Annotated in this window: 15 protein-coding genes; 10 read left to right on the top strand and 5 right to left on the bottom strand. The window is 69.7% G+C overall.

Annotated elements, in window-relative coordinates:
- Both ACLQ6X_RS02410 and ACLQ6X_RS02405 read right to left on the bottom strand, forming a co-directional pair.
- Positions 1–342: GNAT family N-acetyltransferase (locus ACLQ6X_RS02410; protein ID WP_411698571.1), on the bottom strand; the 342-nt coding region annotated here is incomplete at its 3' end.
- Entirely contained in the window at positions 329–1,486 is a 1,158-nt protein-coding gene (locus ACLQ6X_RS02405) for an LLM class flavin-dependent oxidoreductase (RefSeq protein WP_411698570.1), read from the bottom strand. The genes ACLQ6X_RS02405 and ACLQ6X_RS02410, both read right to left, overlap by 14 nt.
- Before the next feature lie 163 nt (positions 1,487–1,649).
- Here ACLQ6X_RS02405 and ACLQ6X_RS02400 point away from each other — a divergent pair, with 163 nt between their 5' ends.
- From ACLQ6X_RS02400 to ACLQ6X_RS02360, 9 genes are all read left to right on the top strand, one after another.
- A complete protein-coding gene (locus ACLQ6X_RS02400; protein WP_411698569.1) occupies positions 1,650–3,572 on the top strand; it encodes an FAD/NAD(P)-binding protein in 1,923 nt (640 codons plus the stop codon).
- Between the two features lie 188 nt (positions 3,573–3,760).
- On the top strand, positions 3,761–4,138 hold the full coding sequence (locus ACLQ6X_RS02395) for an ArsR/SmtB family transcription factor (RefSeq protein WP_411698568.1): 378 nt from the start codon (positions 3,761–3,763) through the stop codon (positions 4,136–4,138).
- Between the two features lie 82 nt (positions 4,139–4,220).
- A complete protein-coding gene (locus tag ACLQ6X_RS02390; RefSeq protein WP_411698567.1) occupies positions 4,221–4,868 on the top strand; it encodes a GntR family transcriptional regulator in 648 nt (215 codons plus the stop codon).
- A complete protein-coding gene (locus tag ACLQ6X_RS02385; RefSeq protein ID WP_411698566.1) occupies positions 4,865–6,415 on the top strand; it encodes an MmgE/PrpD family protein in 1,551 nt (516 codons plus the stop codon). Before ACLQ6X_RS02390 ends, ACLQ6X_RS02385 begins: the two co-directional genes overlap by 4 nt.
- Positions 6,415–7,320 carry a methylisocitrate lyase gene (prpB, locus tag ACLQ6X_RS02380; RefSeq protein WP_411698565.1) on the top strand — a complete coding sequence of 302 codons (906 nt, stop codon included), beginning with the start codon at positions 6,415–6,417 and terminating at the stop codon, positions 7,318–7,320. The genes ACLQ6X_RS02385 and prpB overlap by 1 nt, the downstream gene beginning before the upstream one ends.
- A gap of 37 nt (positions 7,321–7,357) precedes the next feature.
- The gene (locus ACLQ6X_RS02375; RefSeq protein WP_411698564.1) at positions 7,358–8,482 is read left to right on the top strand and encodes a bifunctional 2-methylcitrate synthase/citrate synthase; all 1,125 of its coding nucleotides are present in this window, start codon (positions 7,358–7,360) and stop codon (positions 8,480–8,482) included.
- Between the two features lie 160 nt (positions 8,483–8,642).
- Positions 8,643–9,626: a MetQ/NlpA family ABC transporter substrate-binding protein gene (locus tag ACLQ6X_RS02370; RefSeq protein WP_411698563.1), complete on the top strand. Its 984-nt coding sequence runs from the start codon at positions 8,643–8,645 to the stop codon at positions 9,624–9,626.
- 68 nt (positions 9,627–9,694) lie between these two features.
- The gene (locus tag ACLQ6X_RS02365; protein ID WP_411698562.1) at positions 9,695–10,723 is read left to right on the top strand and encodes a methionine ABC transporter ATP-binding protein; all 1,029 of its coding nucleotides are present in this window, start codon (positions 9,695–9,697) and stop codon (positions 10,721–10,723) included.
- The gene (locus tag ACLQ6X_RS02360; RefSeq protein ID WP_411698561.1) at positions 10,723–11,382 is read left to right on the top strand and encodes a methionine ABC transporter permease; all 660 of its coding nucleotides are present in this window, start codon (positions 10,723–10,725) and stop codon (positions 11,380–11,382) included. The genes ACLQ6X_RS02365 and ACLQ6X_RS02360 overlap by 1 nt, the downstream gene beginning before the upstream one ends.
- A gap of 77 nt (positions 11,383–11,459) precedes the next feature.
- Here ACLQ6X_RS02360 and ACLQ6X_RS02355 read toward each other — a convergent pair whose 3' ends face one another.
- Positions 11,460–12,215 (bottom strand): MBL fold metallo-hydrolase, encoded by a 756-nt coding sequence (locus ACLQ6X_RS02355; RefSeq protein WP_411698560.1) that lies wholly within the window; start codon positions 12,213–12,215, stop codon positions 11,460–11,462.
- Between ACLQ6X_RS02355 and ACLQ6X_RS02350 the strand changes: the two genes are divergently transcribed.
- Positions 12,199–14,082 carry a thioredoxin domain-containing protein gene (locus tag ACLQ6X_RS02350; RefSeq protein WP_411698559.1) on the top strand — a complete coding sequence of 628 codons (1,884 nt, stop codon included), beginning with the start codon at positions 12,199–12,201 and terminating at the stop codon, positions 14,080–14,082. The two genes, ACLQ6X_RS02355 and ACLQ6X_RS02350, sit on opposite strands and share 17 nt — an antisense overlap.
- Here the strand turns inward: ACLQ6X_RS02350 and ACLQ6X_RS02345 are convergent.
- Together ACLQ6X_RS02345 and ACLQ6X_RS02340 are read right to left on the bottom strand one after the other, a co-directional pair.
- The gene (locus tag ACLQ6X_RS02345; protein WP_411698558.1) at positions 14,045–14,650 is read right to left on the bottom strand and encodes a hypothetical protein; all 606 of its coding nucleotides are present in this window, start codon (positions 14,648–14,650) and stop codon (positions 14,045–14,047) included. The two genes, ACLQ6X_RS02350 and ACLQ6X_RS02345, sit on opposite strands and share 38 nt — an antisense overlap.
- Positions 14,651–14,675: 25 nt before the next feature.
- The coding region (locus ACLQ6X_RS02340; protein ID WP_411698557.1) for a hypothetical protein at positions 14,676–16,147 on the bottom strand (1,472 nt) is incomplete at its 5' end.

Here is a 16,147-nt window from a genome sequence, read left to right as displayed (position 1 = left end):
ACGGGCCTCGGCCTCGAGTTCGGCGAGCACGAGCTTCGCCAGGCCGCGCCCGCGGTGGTCGGCGTGGGTCCACATGCGCTTGACCTCGACCGTGGACGCGTCGATCGTCATAAACGCGCCGGCCGCGACCACCTGCCCGGCGGTCTCGACCAGCAGGAACGTTCCGGCCGGAGCGCTGAACACCTCGGCCGGGTACCGGTTGATCTCGGTCGACGCCGGCTCGCCGAACAGGTCGCCGTAGCGCGCGTCGTACTCGCGCTCGAGGTCGGCAAGCACGATGCTGGCCTGCGGGTCGAGGGGTGTCGCGTGTCGGGGGACCGTGATCGGCTCAAGCCGCGTCATGGTGGGCCCGTCGCTGCAGGTCGTCGGATGCCGCGGCGGCGGTCTTCGCGGCGGCGGCGTCGCGGCGCGCCACCTCCTCGCGCACGATCGGGATGACGTACCGGCCGAAGTCGATCGTGTCGTTGACGAAGTCGTAGCCACGGGCGCTGAGGATGTCGACGCCCAGGTCGACGTAGTCGAGCAGCGCCGCGGCGACGGTTTCGGGGGTGCCGACGAGGGCGTTCGAGTTGCCGCGGCCGCCGCTGACGGCGGCCGGCTTGGTCCACAGGGCGCGGTCGTAGCGGTCGCCCTGCTCGGCGATCGAGAGCAGGCGCTGCGAGCCCGCGTTCTCGGGGTTCTTCAGGTCGCCGATGAAGCTGCTCGGCGCCGCCCCCGCCGTGCGCCGCTCGATCTTGGCCAGGATGTCGTGCGCCTTCTGCCACGCCAGTTCCTCGGTGGCCGCGATGATGGGGCGGAACGCCACCTGGATCTTCGGGCGCTGCTCGCGGCCGGCGGCGTGGGCCGCATCCGTGATCGTCTTGATCTGCTCCGCGGTATTCGCGAGCGGCTCGCCCCACACCGCGTAGATGTCGGCCTCGGCGGCGCCGATCGCGTAGGCGGCGGGGGAGGAGCCGCCGAACGACACCTCCGGGCGCTGCCGGTTCGCCGCCGGCCAGATGTCGCTGACGAAGTTCTCGAACCGGTAGTGCTCGCCGTCGAAGCTGAAGGGTTCGCGGCTCGTCCACGCCTGCTTCACGATGCGGATGTACTCGCCGGTGCGGGCGTAGCGCTCGTCCTTCGTGAGGAAGTCGCCCTCGGCGGCCTGGTCGGCGGTCGACCCGCCGGTGATGAAGTGCACGTTGAGGCGGCCGTCGCTGATCTGGTCGAGGGTCGCGAAGACCTTCGCAGCGTAGGTCGGGTACGAGACGTTGGGGCGGTGCGCCAGCAGGATCTTGAGATGGTCGAGCTTGCTGGCGATGTAGGCGGCCGCCGTCGACGGGTCGGGGGAGCCGGAGTGGTAGGCGAAGAGGATGCGGTCCCAGCCGTTGTCTTCGTGGGCGCGGGCGAAGCGCAGGGTGTAGTCCTTGTCGAAACTGGTGCCGGAACGCGCCTGCGTCTCGCCGCCGTCGTTGAGGCCCGCGATGCCGAGGAATTCGATGCCCATGAGTGCTCCTGCCGGTGATTCGAGCGGAACCGGATGCCCCGCGATTTCCCGAACCTAGGTCGGGGCGAAACGGCGCGACAACAAACCCGCTTCACACTTCGTCATCACGTCACGCGACGTCATGTTCGTGGCTGTGGCTCGCGTTCGCAGCAACGGTTGGGGCATGTCAATCCAGCTCGCCGTGATCGGCGCCGGCCCCCGGGGTGTCGGATTTCTCGAACGCCTCGCCGCGAACCTGCCCGAGCTGGGCACCGGCGTGCCGCTCGTCGTGCACCTCGTCGACCCGCACCCGCCGGGCGCCGGGCGCATCTGGCGGGCCGCGCAGTCGCCGCTGCTCAAGCTCAACTCGATGGCGCGCGACGTGACGATGTTCACCGACTCCTCGTCGACGATCGAGGGGCCGGTGTGGCCGGGACCGTCGCTCATCGAGTGGGCCGAGCAGGTGCGCTCGGGCGTGATCGACCTCGATCTCGCCGACCCCGGCGTGGCGCACGAGCTGGAACACCTGGCCGCCGACTCGTTCCCGACCCGCAGGCTGCAGAGCGAGTACCTCGGCTGGTTCTACCGCCGGGCGGTGGCCGCGCTGCCCGCGACCGTCGAGGTGCACGAGGCACGCTGCATCCGAGTGGATGACACGGACGACGACCGCCAGACCGTGTGGCTCGACACGGGCGCCACCCTCGACGTCGACCTCGTGCTGTACGCGCTGGGTCACACCGGCGCGACGCCCGCCGGCGAGCACGCGGCGCTCGCCGAGTTCGCCGCGCTGCACGACCTGCTGTATGTCGCGCCCGACTTCACCGCCGACAGCGACACCTCGGCGATCCGGCCCGGCGAACCGGTGATCGTGCGCGGCATGGGCCTCGCGGCGGTCGACCTCACCGTGCTGCTCACCGAGGGGCGCGGCGGCAGCTTCTCGCCGTCGGTCTCGCTGCCCGGCCAGCTGGACTACCGGCCGAGCGGCCGTGAACCGCACCTGCTGCTGGGGTCGCGGCGCGGCGTTCCGTACCACTCGAAGATCAGCTCGGCGTTGGCGGCCCCGCGACCCGAGCCGCGGTACTTCAGCGCCGCGATCGCGCGGGAGCTGGCCGACTCGCGTCACTCGCTCGACTTCCGGGCCGACGTCTGGCCGCTGATCGCCGCCGAGCTGCAGTGGGGCTACTACCACGAGCTGTTCGTCGGCCATCCCGACCGGGTGCGGGTCGCGTGGGACGCGTTCGTGCCGGTTCTCGACCGCTACCGCTGGGATAGCCCGCGACTGCGGGCGGAGGTCGACGCCGCCGTACCCAACCCGGTCGACCGCCTCGACCTGGCGACGTTCGACCGGCCGCTCGCCGGGCTGCGGGTGGACGGCCGTGACGAGTTGCAGAACACGTTGCGCTACTACATCGGGCTCGACCTGCACGCCCGCAGCGCACCCGAGCACAGTGCGACGCTCGGACTCTTCACGTCGCTGTTGTACGTGCTGTTCGACCTCGGCTCGATCGTCGACTCCCCGAAGTGGACGGCCCGCTCCCGCGCCCGCGACCTCCCCGAGTGGTGGCAGAACTTCTTCAGCTTCGTGGCGAGCGGACCGCCCGCGCACCGCCTCGACGAACTGCTCGCGCTGTCGCGTGCCGGCGTCGTCGAGTTCCTCGGCCCCGACCTGGAAGTGCGCGCCGACGCCGCCGGATATTTCGCCGCGTCGTCGCCGATCGTCGACGGCGAGGTGCGTGCCCGGGCGCTAGTCGACGCCCGCCTGCCGCCCACGTCGGTGCGCACGAGCGACAGCGCCGCGTTGCGTTCGCTGATCGAGTCGGGGGCCGGATGCGAGGAGCTCGTCTCCGACGCCGAGTTCAGCGGGTCGACGGGTCGGCTGAGGGTGCGGCCGGGCGATGCTCGGCTGCTGAGGCCGGACGGCTCGCCGCACCCCCGCCGCTTCGCGATCGGCCCCTACACGAACGCCCCGTTCGTCGGAGCCTTCTCCCGCCCGGGCACCAACGCGGTCTCCTTCCGCGAGAACGACCGCGTAGCGCGGGCGGTGCTGGAGCTGGCGGCGCGGGTCTCGATACGGTCGCTGGGCGACCTGCTCAACCAGCGGCGCTGACATCTATCGACAGTCTCGAAAACAATGGTTCAGTTCGTGTTGATATTCAGCGCGAACTGAACCACCGTTTTCGAGAACCCGATATGTTTCCGGGCGCAGGACTCCCTCACAGCCTCCGCCGGTCGCGACCTTCACGCTGATTGGAGTCAGCGGACACCCGGCTTCCGCGCCGGCAGTAGACCGGCTGGGTGAACCCCTTCCAGATCATGTCCGAGCCGATCCGTCGCCGCATAGTCGAGGTGCTCGCATCGGGGGAACATACGTCGACAAACCTCGCCGAGGTGATCACCAGCGAGTTCGGGGTGACGCGAGGAGCGATGCAGAACCACCTCCGCATCCTGCGCGAGAACGGCTGGGTCGACTATCGGCAGGAAGAGGCCACGCGGTTCTACCACCTCGAGGATGCCGTCTGGCGCAGGTTGGATGCCGAAGTCAGGCACCTCAAGAGCCTGTGGAAGCAACGCATCGGCACGTATGAGGCAAACGACGAGGCACCATGGCTCGTGTCGCCGCGCGTTCGCCGCCCAAAAACCGGGGAGCGGAAAGGGCGGAGAGGGCACTGGTGATGCATACACGAGACGAAGAATGTCGCCTTTCGCGCCGCAACGAACTATCCTGTGTATACACAGTCCGAGGGCGGGAGGCAGGATGCGCGCGAGCGAACGGGCGTACTCCGCTCTGCGGGAAGAGATTCTCGACGGCCAGCTCGAGCCTGGGGCCGTGCTCGCCGAGGTCGAGCAGTCGACTCGTCTCGGCGTCTCCCGCACTCCGTTGCGCGAGGCCCTCGCCCGGCTGAACACCGACGGGCTCGTGTCGTCGCACTCGGGCCGCGGCGTCGTCGTCACCGACGTCGACCTCGGGCGCATCTCCGAGCTGTTCGAGGTGCGCGGCGCCCTCGAGGAGCAGGCCGCCCGCCTCGCCGCCCGCCGCCGCGACCCCGCCGTGTTCGAGAGACTGCGCGACGAGTTCGAGCGCGCGCACGAGCTGCTCGACGACGACGACCCCGCGCGCCACGACTACTACGAGCTCGTCGCACGTCTCGACGCGGCCATCGACGAGGCGACGCACAACCCGCTGCTCGTCTCCACGCTCGCCGGGGTGCGAACGCACGTCGCGCGCATCCGTCGACTCTCCCACGACGACCCGGAGCGCCTACGCGAGGCGGCCCGCGAACACCTCGTCATCGTCGACGCGATCGTCGACGGCTCCGAATCGCTCGCCGCCCACGCCACCCAGGTGCACCTGTACCGCAGTCTCAAGAACATCCTCGGTTCGATCGAAGGGAACACCCTATGAAGCTCCACCCCGTGCGCGTCTACGCGAGCGACGAGAACCTGCCGCGCGAACAGCAGCTGGCCTGGAAGATCGCCGAGGTCGCCGCCGACCCCGTGGCCGTGACCGACGAGGTCACCGACATGATCATCAACCGCATCATCGACAACGCCGCGGTCGCCACCGCGAGCCTCACCCGCGCCCCCGCGGTGGCGGCGCGCGCGCAGGCGCAGGACCGGGCGCAATCCAGCCGGTCGAGTAGCGAGCGTGGAACGAGCCCGCGTATCGAGACCAACGGCTCCACCGTCTTCGGCGTCGAGGGCCGCTACCAGCCCGAGTGGGCGGCCTGGGCGAACGGCGTCGCCGTGCGTGAGCTCGACTACCACGACACGTTCCTCGCGGCCGAGTACTCGCATCCGGGAGACAACATCCCGCCGATCCTCGCCGTCGCCCAGCACGCGGGACGGTCGGGCGCCGAGCTGATCCGCGCGATCGCCACCGGCTACGAGATCCAGATCGACCTGGTCAAGGCGATCAGCCTGCACGCCCACAAGATCGACCACGTCGCGCACCTCGGCCCGAGCGCCGCCGCCGGCATCGGCACCCTGCTCGGCCTGCCGGTCGAGACGATCTTCCAGGCGGTCGGCCAGGCGCTGCACACCACGACGGCCACCCGCCAGTCGCGCAAGGGCGAGATCTCCACGTGGAAGGCGCACGCCCCTGCCTTCGCGGGCAAGATGGCCGTCGAGGCGGTCGACCGGGCGATGCGCGGGCAGACCAGCCCGACCCCCATCTACGAGGGCGAAGACGGCGTGATCGCCTGGCTGCTCGACGGCAAGAACGCCGCCTACGAGGTGCCGCTCCCCGAGAGAGGCGAGCCGAAGCGTGCCATCCTCGACAGCTACACGAAGGAGCACTCGGCCGAGTACCAGGCGCAGGCGTGGATCGACCTCGCGCGGGCGCTCGGAACGAAGCATCCGGCCCTTCGACAGGCTCAGGGAACGACCGCGATCGCGAAGATCGTGCTGCACACCAGCCACCACACCCACTTCGTCATCGGATCCGGCGCGAACGACCCGCAGAAGTACGACAAGGCCGCGAGCCGCGAGACCCTCGACCACTCGATCCCGTACATCTTCACGGTCGCGCTGCAGGACGGCGAGTGGCACCACGAGCGCTCGTACGCCCCCGAGCGCGCGGCCCGCCCCGACACCGTCGCGCTCTGGAACAGGGTCACGACGCAGGAGGACGCCGAGTGGACGCGCCGCTACCACTCGAACGACCCGGCCGAGAAGGCGTTCGGCGGGCGCGTGGAGATCGAGCTGACGGACGGCACGGTGATCGTCGACGAAATAGCCGTGGCGGATGCGCACCCGCTCGGGGCGCGCCCGTTCGCGCGCGAACAGTACGTCGCCAAGTTCCGCGCGCTCGCCGAGGGCGTGCTCGAGCCGACCGAGATCGAGCGCTTCCTCGAGCTCGTGCAGCGCCTGCCCGAACTCACCGCCGACGAGCTCGCCGGCCTCACCGTCACCGCCGCGGGCCTGCCCGCCGGCCCGAAGGGACTCTTCTGATGCTGTACTCCACCGTCACCCCCGCCGACAAGCGCGCTGCCCTGCGCACGGCCCTCGCAGGCGGCGAGCTGCTGCGCTTCCCGGGCGCGTTCAATCCGCTCAGCGCACGGCTCATCGCCGAGAAGGGCTTCGAGGGGGTCTACATCTCCGGCGCCGTGATCAGCGCCGACCTCGGCCTGCCCGACATCGGCCTCACCACGCTCACCGAGGTCGCCGGCCGCGCCGCCCAGATCGCGCGCATGAGCGACCTGCCGTCTCTCGTCGACGCCGACACCGGTTTCGGCGAGCCGATGAACGTCGCCCGCACGGTGCAGCAGCTCGAAGACGCCGGTGTCGCCGGCCTGCACATCGAGGACCAGGTGAACCCGAAGCGCTGCGGTCACCTCGACGGCAAGGCCGTGGTCGACGAGAACACGGCGATCCAGCGCATCAAGGCCGCGGTGAGCGCTCGCCGGGATGCGAACCTGTTGATCATGGCCCGTACAGACATCCGGGCTCTCGACGGCCTGAACTCCGCGATCGACCGGGCCAAGGCGCTCGTCGACGCCGGTGCCGACGCGATCTTCCCCGAGGCGATGGTCGACCTCGCCGAGTTCGAGGCGGTGCGCGCCGCCGTCGACGTGCCGATCCTCGCGAACATGACCGAGTTCGGTAAGAGCGAGCTGTTCACCAACCAGCAGCTCGCCGACGTGGGCGTCAACATCGTCATCTACCCGGTGAGTCTGCTGCGACTGGCGATGGGGGCCGCCGAGCGCGGACTCGACACCATCCTCGCCGAGGGCAGCCTGACCAGCCGCGTGCCCGAGATGCAGACCCGCGCCCGCCTGTACGAGCTGCTCGACTATCAGAGCTACGGTTCGTTCGACACCTCGGTCTTCAACTTCACCCTCGACGGCAATCGTTGACTAGCTTTAGCTGACACGACATTCGCGAAGGAGCGTTATGAGCGACACAGAGATTCGCAAGGGACTGGCCGGGGTCGTCGTCGACACGACGGCGGTGTCGAAGGTGAACCCCGAGACCAACTCGCTGCTCTACCGCGGCTATCCCGTGCAGGAACTCGCCGAGAAGTGCACCTTCGAGGAGGTCGCGTACCTGCTCTGGCACGGCGAACTGCCCGACCCGGCTCAGCTCGCCGAGTTCGAGACCCTCGAGCGTTCGCTGCGTCACCTCGACCCCGTGGTCAAGGCCGTCATCGACGAGCTGCCGACGACCGCCCACCCGATGGACGTCGTGCGCACCGCGGTGAGCGTGATCGGTGCGCGAGATCCGGATGCCGCGGTGTCGACCCCCGAGGACAACCTGCGCAAGTCGGTGGCTCTGTTCGCTCAGCTTCCCGCGATCGTGGCCTACGACCAGCGACGACGCCGCAGAGAACACCTCGTGGAGCCGCGTGACGACCTCGGGTACTCCGCCAACTTCCTGCACATGACGTTCGGCGACGTGCCCGACCTCGTCGTGGTCGACGCCTTCGACGTGTCGATGATCCTCTACGCCGAGCACTCGTTCAACGCGTCCACCTTCACCGCCCGCGTAATCACGTCGACGCTCGCCGACCTGTACTCCGCGGTCACCGGCGCCGTCGGCGCGCTGAAGGGCGCGCTGCACGGCGGCGCGAACGAGGCGGTGATGCACGTCTTCGACGAGATAGAGAGCGCCGACCGCGCCGGCCAGTGGCTCGACACGGCGCTCGCCGAGAAGCGCAAGATCATGGGCTTCGGCCACCGCGTCTACAAGAACGGCGACTCGCGGGTTCCGACCATGAAGGCGGCGCTCGACACGCTCGTGGCCGAGTACGACCGCCCCGACCTCGGCGAACTGTACGACGCGCTCGAGACGGCGATGGGGGAGCGCAAGAACATCAAGCCGAACCTCGACTATCCGAGCGGACCGGCGTACCACCTCATGGGGTTCGACACCGCGACGTTCACGCCGCTCTTCGTCGCGGCCCGCATCACCGGCTGGACGGCGCACATCATGGAGCAGCTGGAGTCGAACGCGCTGATCCGCCCGCTGAGCGAGTACGTGGGTCCCGACGAGCGGCACGTCACCCTGCCGGTTGAGTAGGTCGCGCAGCGACCGTATCGAAACCCCGCGAGGGATTTCGATACGGCCGCGGGCGGCCTACTCAATCAGCTGTTTCACTATGTGACGGCCCGAATCGCCCGCACCGGGCTTTCTTGCGAGTCTGGATGCACACAGCATCCCCTCTCGTAAGGAACCACCCATGTCTGACCAGACGCCCCTCGTCGCTCCGCCTAAGAAGCGCGGTCGCCTGTACGCCCTGATCGCCATCGCGATCGTCGCCGTGATCGCGATCGTCGTCGCCATCTCGTTCGCCGTGTCATCCGGATCTGACTCCTCCGACGCCGCCGGGTCCGCCGCGGGCGACGGCGCCATCACCGAGGGCCGGGGTTCGCCCGACGAGCCCGTGAAGATCGGAGTCGTGGGCGCGAGCGACCCCTACTGGGAGGTCTACAAGGATGCCGCGGCCGACGCGGGCATCTCGGTCGAGATCGTCGACTTCACCGACTACGCGCAGCCGAACCCGGCGCTCAGCGAGGGCGACCTCGACCTGAACCAGTTCCAGCACATCATCTACCTGGCCCAGTACAACGAGTCGGCCGGCCAGGACCTGACGCCCGTCGGCGCCACCGCGATCTACCCGCTCGGCCTGTACTCGACCAAGTACACCTCGCTCGACGACATCCAGGACGGCGAGACCGTCGCGGTGCCGAGCGACGCGAGCAACCTCGCCCGTGGCCTTCTCGTGCTGCAGGCCGCCGGCCTCATCGAGCTCGAAGGCGGCGGAAGCCCGTTCTCCACCGTCGACGACGTGCTCGACACGTCGAAGGTCGAGGTCATCACGCTCGAGGCCGCCCTCACCCCGACCTCGCTGCCCGACGTCGCCGCCGCGATCATCAACAACGACTTCGTCGAAGACGCGAACCTGAGCTTCGAGGACGCCCTCGCCACCGACGACCCGGCCGACCCCAGCGCGCAGCCGTACATCAACATCTTCGCGGCCCGCGACGAAGACAAAGACGACGAGGTTCTGCTCGAGCTCGTCGACATCTTCCAGAACACCCAGGCCGTGACCGACGGCGTGCTCGAGGTCTCGGGCGGAACCGCCGTTCTCGTCACGACGCCGGTGAGCGAGCTCGAGGAGTCGCTCGCCACGGTGCAGGAATCGTACGCGGCAACCCAGTAGCAGCACCCGCGGAATGCCGGCGGACTCGGGTCCGTCGGCATTCCGTCGTTTGCCGAGGAGGCACCAGCATGGCCATGATCGAAATCGCGGATGTCACGAAGGTGTTCCCCGCGCGCAGCAAAGGCGAAACCCCGTCCGCCGCCCTCGACGGCGTCACCCTGGAGATCGAGAAGGGTGACGTCTTCGGCATCATCGGATACTCCGGTGCCGGCAAGAGCACGCTCGTGCGGCTCATCAACGCCCTCGAGAAGCCGACCTCGGGCACCGTCACCGTGAACGACGTCGAGGTAAGCGGGCTGCGCGAGTCCCAACTGCGCGACCTGCGCCTCGGCATCGGCATGGTCTTCCAGCAGTTCAACCTGTTCAACTCCCGCACGGTGTGGGGCAACATCGAGTACCCGCTCACCGTGGCCGGCATCCCGAAGGCCCAGCACCAGGCCCGCATCTCCCAGCTGCTGCACTTCGTCGGCCTCGTCGACCAGGCGCACGCCTACCCCGACCAGCTCTCCGGCGGCCAGAAGCAGCGCGTCGGCATCGCCCGCGCGCTCGCGACGTCGCCCGCCATCCTGCTCGCCGACGAGGCCACGAGCGCACTCGACCCGGAGACCACACGCGAGGTGCTCGCGCTGCTCAAGCGGGTGAACGAGGAGTTCGGCGTCACGATCGTGGTGATCACCCACGAGATGGAGGTCATCCGCTCGATCGCGCACAAGGTGGCCGTGATGGAGAACGGCCGTATTGTCGAACGCGGCGACGTGTTCGACATCTTCGCGGCACCCCAGGCGGAGGCGACGAAGAGATTCGTGTCGACCATCGTGACCTCGGTGCCGGAGGGCGCCGCGCTCGAGGGGCTTCGGGCGAGACATCCGGGCCGCATCGTCACGTTCTCGTTCGCCGACGGCGACACGTCCCAGTCGGCCGTCTTCCTCACCCTCGGCGAATCGAAGGTGGGCTTCGAGCTCGTCTACGGCGGCATCAACGAGGTGCAGGCCCGCACGTTCGGACACCTCACGCTCGCGCTCACCGGCGGCGACGCGGTCATCGACGCCGCGCTGGAGAGAATCCGCGCCGTCGCGACCGTCACGGAGGTGAAGTGATGGACCGCCTGATCGAACTGCTGCCCAAGTTCTGGGTGGCCACCGGCGAGACGCTGTACATCGTCGGCATCGCCATGCTGCTCGGCGGACTCGCGGGGCTCGTGCTCGGCCTCGGGCTGTACGTGACGCGGCGGGGGAGCATCCTCGATAACAAATGGGTGTTCGGCACGCTGAACTTCGTCGTCAACACCTTCCGACCCATCCCGTTCATCATCTTCATCGCCGCGGTGCAGCCGCTCGCGCGCATCGTGGTCGGCACCGGGATCGGCAACAACGCGCTGACCTTCGGCCTGGCCCTCGCGGCGACGTTCGCGATCAGCCGCATCGTGGAGCAGAACCTGCTCACCGTGCAGCCGGGCGTGATCGAGGCGGCGCGCTCGGTGGGCGCATCGCCGCTGCGGATCATCTTCACGATTCTGCTGCCCGAGGCGCTCGGGCCGCTGATCCTCGGCTACACGTTCATCTTCATCGCGGTCACCGACATGTCGGCGGTCGCCGGCCTCATCGGCGGAGGCGGGCTCGGTAACTTCGCGATCCAGTACGGCTACCGGCTGTTCAACCCCGAGGTCACGTGGGCGGCGGTCATCCTGATCATCGTGATCATCCAGGTGGTGCAGCTCGTCGGCAACAAGCTGGCGCGGGTGGTCATGCGGCGCTGAGCACTGCTGGTTGAGTAGGTCGCTCTGCGACCGTATCGAAACCCGTCCGACGGTTTCGATACGGGCCGTAGACGGCCTTACTCAACCAGCACTACCCGCTCGCCGGCCGGGGTCGACACCAGCAGGCCGGTGTCGGCGAAAGCCGCCTCGAGCTGGGCGCGGGTCTCGCTGAAGTGCTGCCAGTGCTCGGTGTGCAGCCCGACCACGTAGGTGACGCCGAGGATGCGGGCGGCCTCGAACGCGTCGGTCGACGTCAGCGTGAGCGGGCCGTCGATCGCGGGCACGCGGGCGGCACCGGCGAAGAGCAGCGCGATGTCGAACCCGCCGAAGTGCTCGAGGATCTGCTTCACGAGCGGCAGCGACGCGTTGTCGCCGCTCACGTAGACGAGCGGCGCGCCCGGCGCCTGCAGCACGAAGCCGGTGACCGGGCCGACGAGGGGTTCACTGCCGACCGGGCCGTGCAACGCGGGGACGGCGGTGATGGTGACGTCGCCCACCGTGTACTGCTCCCACGAGTCGAGCCCGACGACCGAGCCGCCGAAGAGGTCGTTCGCCGCCTGCATCGTGCTGAGCGTGGGAACGCCGGACGCGATCAGTTCGAGCCCCTCGTAGTCGAGGTTGTCGCGGTGGGCGTGATGCGACAGCAGCACGAGGTCGACGGGCGGCAGATCCAGCCGTGGAACGGCGGGGCCGTGCGTCTTCACGAGGGTCGACGACCCGGGCTCGGTGTAGGTCATCGGCGGATCGAACGTGGGATCGGTGACGATGGTCAGACCCGCATACTCGAGAATCGCGGTGGGTCCGCCGACGTAGGTGATGGCTGTCTCAGGCACAAAACGAGCCTACGCTTGCGGCATGGCGAATCGACTAGCTTCCGCTGTGAGTCCCTATCTGCGCTCGCACGCCGACAACCCCGTCGACTGGTACGAGTGGGGCGCCGAGGCGTTCACCGAGGCGCAGCGCCGCCAGGTGCCGGTGCTCGTGTCGATCGGCTATTCGACCTGCCACTGGTGCCACGTGATGGCGCGGGAGAGCTTCAGCGATGCCGCCGTCGCCGGCTACCTCAACGACAACTTCGTGGCGATCAAGGTCGACCGCGAGGAGTACCCCGACGTCGACGCCACCTACCTCGCCGCCGCTAGCGCGTTCACCTCCAACCTCGGCTGGCCCCTCAACGTGTTCGTCACCCCGGCGGGGGAGGCCTTCTTCGCGGGCACCTACTTCCCGCCCGTGCCGGTTCAACCGCATCCGGCGTTCCGGCAGGTTCTCGAGGCCGTCTCCGACGCGTTCGTCAACCGGCGCGACGAGGTCGAGGGCAACGCGAACCACATCGCCACCGCGCTGCGGGCCCTCGGCGACCGCACACCCGGCGCCCTCCCCACAGACGAGCAGTTCGCCGCGGTCGTCGCGGAACTCGCCGCCTACGAGGACACCGAGCACGGCGGGTTCGGCGGGGCTCCGAAGTTTCCCGTCGCCACGGTGCTCGACCTGCTGCTCGATCGCGGATCGGTGGGGGATGCCGCGGCTCAAGCGCTCGCGGAACGCACCCTCGCGGCCATGGCGGCGTCGGACCTGCGCGACCGCGTGGAGGGCGGATTCTTCCGGTACTCCACGATGCGCGACTGGACCGACCCGCACTACGAACGGATGCTCTACGACAACGCCCTGCTGCTCGGCGCCTACGCGCGGGTCGGCAGCCACAAGGTCGCGGAGGGGATCGCGTCGTTCCTGATCACGGTGATGCAGCAGGAGGGCGGCGGATTCGCGTCCGCACAAGACAGCGAGAGCACGGTCGACGGTGTGCGGGTCGAGGGCGGGTACTACGCGCTCGACGCCGACGACCGCGCCGCGCAGACGCCGCCCGCGCTCGACCGCAAGGTGCTCACCGGCTGGAACGGGCTCGCCATCGAGGCGCTCGCCGCGGCCGGCAGCCGGCTCGGCCAGCCGCACTGGGTGCGGGCGGCGAAGCGGGCCGCAGACTTCCTGCTCGAGCAGCACGTGCGTGCCGACCGGCTGGTGCGCGCGTCGATCGATGGCACCGTCTCGGCCGCGCGGGCGACCCTCGAGGACTACGGCATGGTCGCAGGCGGCCTGCTCGAACTCGCGCTGGCGACCGGGGAAGTGCGGTACGCGGTGGCGGCCCGCGAACTGGTGGATGCGACGCTGGAGGCGGCGACCACGACCGTGTTCGCGGTGCCTGGCGGTGCCGACCCGGTGCTCGCCGGCCACCGCCTCGCGCTCGAGAGCGACCCCAGCGAGGGCGCCTACCCGAGCGGCATCAGCGCGATGGCCGCGGCGGCGCACACGCTGTACTCGCTCAGCGCAGACACGCGCTACCTGACCGCGGCCACCGGGGCGATGGAGTCGATCGCGCCGCTCGCCACCCCGCGCCCGATCGCGTTCGGCGCGGCGCTCGGCGTGATGAGCGGGCTGGGCTCCGCGTCGAGCCAGCTGGTCGTGGTGACCGGGCACGCCGACGACGGCACCGACGTGGCATCCGTCGCTCTCGCCTGGCAGCGTTCCGGCGCCATCGTCAGCATCGTCACCCCCGACCAGGCGCACGCCTTCGCCGAGGCGGGGTTCGAGCTGTTCGAGGGGCGCGTGACGCGCGACGGCGAATCGACGGCCTACCTCTGCCGCGACTTCGTGTGCGCGCTGCCGGTCACCGACGCGGTGAGCCTGCTGGCGCTGCTGCCGTAGGGCTGTCGCGGTACATCTGCACCACGAGCAGCACCCAGCCGACGGCGAGGCAGAGCTGGCCGAGCACGCCGACGGGGAAGAAGATGTGCTCTAACAGGAAGAGCACGGAGCCGAGGGCGACGAGAAGTGCGCCCGGGAGGGCACGGATGCCTCGCATCCGAACCGCGAAGCCGCCGGCGAGAACGCACGCCGCGACGAGCGCGACGCTGCCGACCAGCCCGAGGCTGTCGCCGAGATCGAACGCGACCGGGGTCGCGTCGTGCATGCCCTCGTGCTCGAGCGCCCCCGCACCGATGCCGGCCAGCACGTCGAGAGCCGTGTAGAACGACGCGTACAGGACTCCGAGCACGCCGGCCGCCCAGCTGAGCCAAAGGTTGTGCCCGCGCACGACGATCCACGGGGCGAAACCGAGCAGGGGGAACACCGCGAGGATGCCGATGTGCAGGTCGCGCCAGTAGGCCGCCGAGTCGGGGTTGAGGTCGGTCGGGTGCGAGATGCCGACGGCGGCGAGAGCGAGCGGCGGCACGGCGACGGCCAGCGACAACAGAACGGTGCGACGGGTGGGCATGGCCCATGATCGCACGCGAACCCGGCTAGGCGTCGAGCAGCTGCCTGTGGGCGGAGGCGCGCTGCTCGGACCGGTGCAGCAGGTAGTACGCGGCGAGCGCGACGGCGGCGTAGACGCCGAGCACGATCGCCCAGGTCGCGTACTTCGGTCCGAGGTCGCCCCAGTTCGACGGCTTCGGCGCCACGACCAGGAAGAACACGACGACGATCGCCGAATACGACACCGCCCAGGAGCGTTTCGAGTGCTGCCAGATCTCGCGTCCGTCGAGGTAGAGGAACGGCAGCATCGCGATGAGCATGCCGGTGAGCCCCTCGGTCGACAGCGCGGCGAGCGTGTCCTGCAGCAGGGCGCCGGCGAAGTCGGTCGGCGCGCCGCCGGTCGCCGCGATCAGCGCGCTGTAGGCGAACCATGACGTGACGGCGATCGCGACGATCAGCAGCGTGCGCAGCAGCCGGGCGTGCGAGCGCAGGGCGTGCGTCGTGCCGGCGGGGAAGGTGAGGCCGAGCATCAGCCCGAACAGGAAACCGGGGGAGAAGTCGAGCACGCGCGAGAGCACCACGCCGATCACGGTGATGACGAGCGTGAGGGGCCGCAGGTTGAGCGAGGTCGGCAGCGACCAGGTGCGGTTCAGGAACCAGCCGAGCAGGAGGTAGGTTCCGTAGCTCACGATGAGGGCCGCGATGAAACAGGCGAGCAGAAGGCGAACGGATGCCGCGTCGGCACCGAATCGCGGATCGGAGAACCCCGTGATCAGTGTGGCGAGCGCGATGAGCCCGACGCCCGAGAACACCGGCCGGCGGGCGAACCAGACGCCGACGCCCGGCGGCAGCACCTGCGCCGTGCGGTGCACGAGCTGGTAGCGGCGCTGGATCGTCGACCCGAGCAACTCGCTCGGGAATGCCACCAGCACGAGGAACACCAGGCCGGCGACGACGGACGAGACGATCGCCACGGGGCTCGACAGCACCTCCCACGCCGGAGCGAGCGAGGTGCTGAGGGAGTTGGGGGCGCCGGGCCGGTCGCGGTCGACGGGCGCAGCGGCGCCGAGCGAGCGAGTCGTCGAGGTGGCGGTGGCCGTGTCATCCGTCGGACCGCTGGCTGCCGCGGAGACCACGACCGGCTCCTCGGCGGCGATCGTGACCGGGGTCTCGGTGACGGACGCCTCCGCGCCCGGGGCGGTGACCGAGACGACGAAGTGGTGGTCGCCGGCCTCCACGGAGAGCGGGATGATGGCGTCGAGCGAGAACGTGCCGTCGGCCGCGACCGTCGTCGAGCCGAGGGCGACCGGCGTCGAATGCAGTTCGGCGGCGACGGTGCTGCCGGCCGGGAGCCCGCTGCTGGCGAGGGTGACCGACTGGCCGGGGCGCAGCGGGCCGGTGACGCCGGCGACGGTGAGCGTCCATGCGAGAGGGGTCGCCTTCGTCGCCGCCAGCGCGCGCACAGTCGGCACGGTGGCCGGGGGCGCCAGCGCGGGCGTCGCGGCGGGCGGCTGTGCGG

This window comes from Conyzicola sp. (assembly GCF_046714715.1).
GTDB lineage: Bacteria > Actinomycetota > Actinomycetes > Actinomycetales > Microbacteriaceae > Conyzicola.
This window is presented reverse-complemented; position numbering and strand designations above follow the sequence as displayed.

Bases quoted from the DNA above. Each gene is read 5' to 3' on its own strand.
- ACLQ6X_RS02405 (WP_411698570.1), bottom strand. From the start codon at position 1,486: ATGGGCATCGAATTCCTCGGCATCGCGGGCCTCAACGACGGCGGCGAG.
- ACLQ6X_RS02400 (WP_411698569.1), top strand. From the start codon at position 1,650: ATGTCAATCCAGCTCGCCGTGATCGGCGCCGGCCCCCGGGGTGTCGGA.
- ACLQ6X_RS02390 (WP_411698567.1), top strand. From the start codon at position 4,221: ATGCGCGCGAGCGAACGGGCGTACTCCGCTCTGCGGGAAGAGATTCTC.
- ACLQ6X_RS02385 (WP_411698566.1), top strand. From the start codon at position 4,865: ATGAAGCTCCACCCCGTGCGCGTCTACGCGAGCGACGAGAACCTGCCG.
- prpB (WP_411698565.1), top strand. From the start codon at position 6,415: ATGCTGTACTCCACCGTCACCCCCGCCGACAAGCGCGCTGCCCTGCGC.
- ACLQ6X_RS02375 (WP_411698564.1), top strand. From the start codon at position 7,358: ATGAGCGACACAGAGATTCGCAAGGGACTGGCCGGGGTCGTCGTCGAC.
- ACLQ6X_RS02370 (WP_411698563.1), top strand. From the start codon at position 8,643: ATGTCTGACCAGACGCCCCTCGTCGCTCCGCCTAAGAAGCGCGGTCGC.
- ACLQ6X_RS02365 (WP_411698562.1), top strand. From the start codon at position 9,695: ATGGCCATGATCGAAATCGCGGATGTCACGAAGGTGTTCCCCGCGCGC.
- ACLQ6X_RS02360 (WP_411698561.1), top strand. From the start codon at position 10,723: ATGGACCGCCTGATCGAACTGCTGCCCAAGTTCTGGGTGGCCACCGGC.
- ACLQ6X_RS02350 (WP_411698559.1), top strand. From the start codon at position 12,199: ATGGCTGTCTCAGGCACAAAACGAGCCTACGCTTGCGGCATGGCGAAT.
- ACLQ6X_RS02345 (WP_411698558.1), bottom strand. From the start codon at position 14,650: ATGCCCACCCGTCGCACCGTTCTGTTGTCGCTGGCCGTCGCCGTGCCG.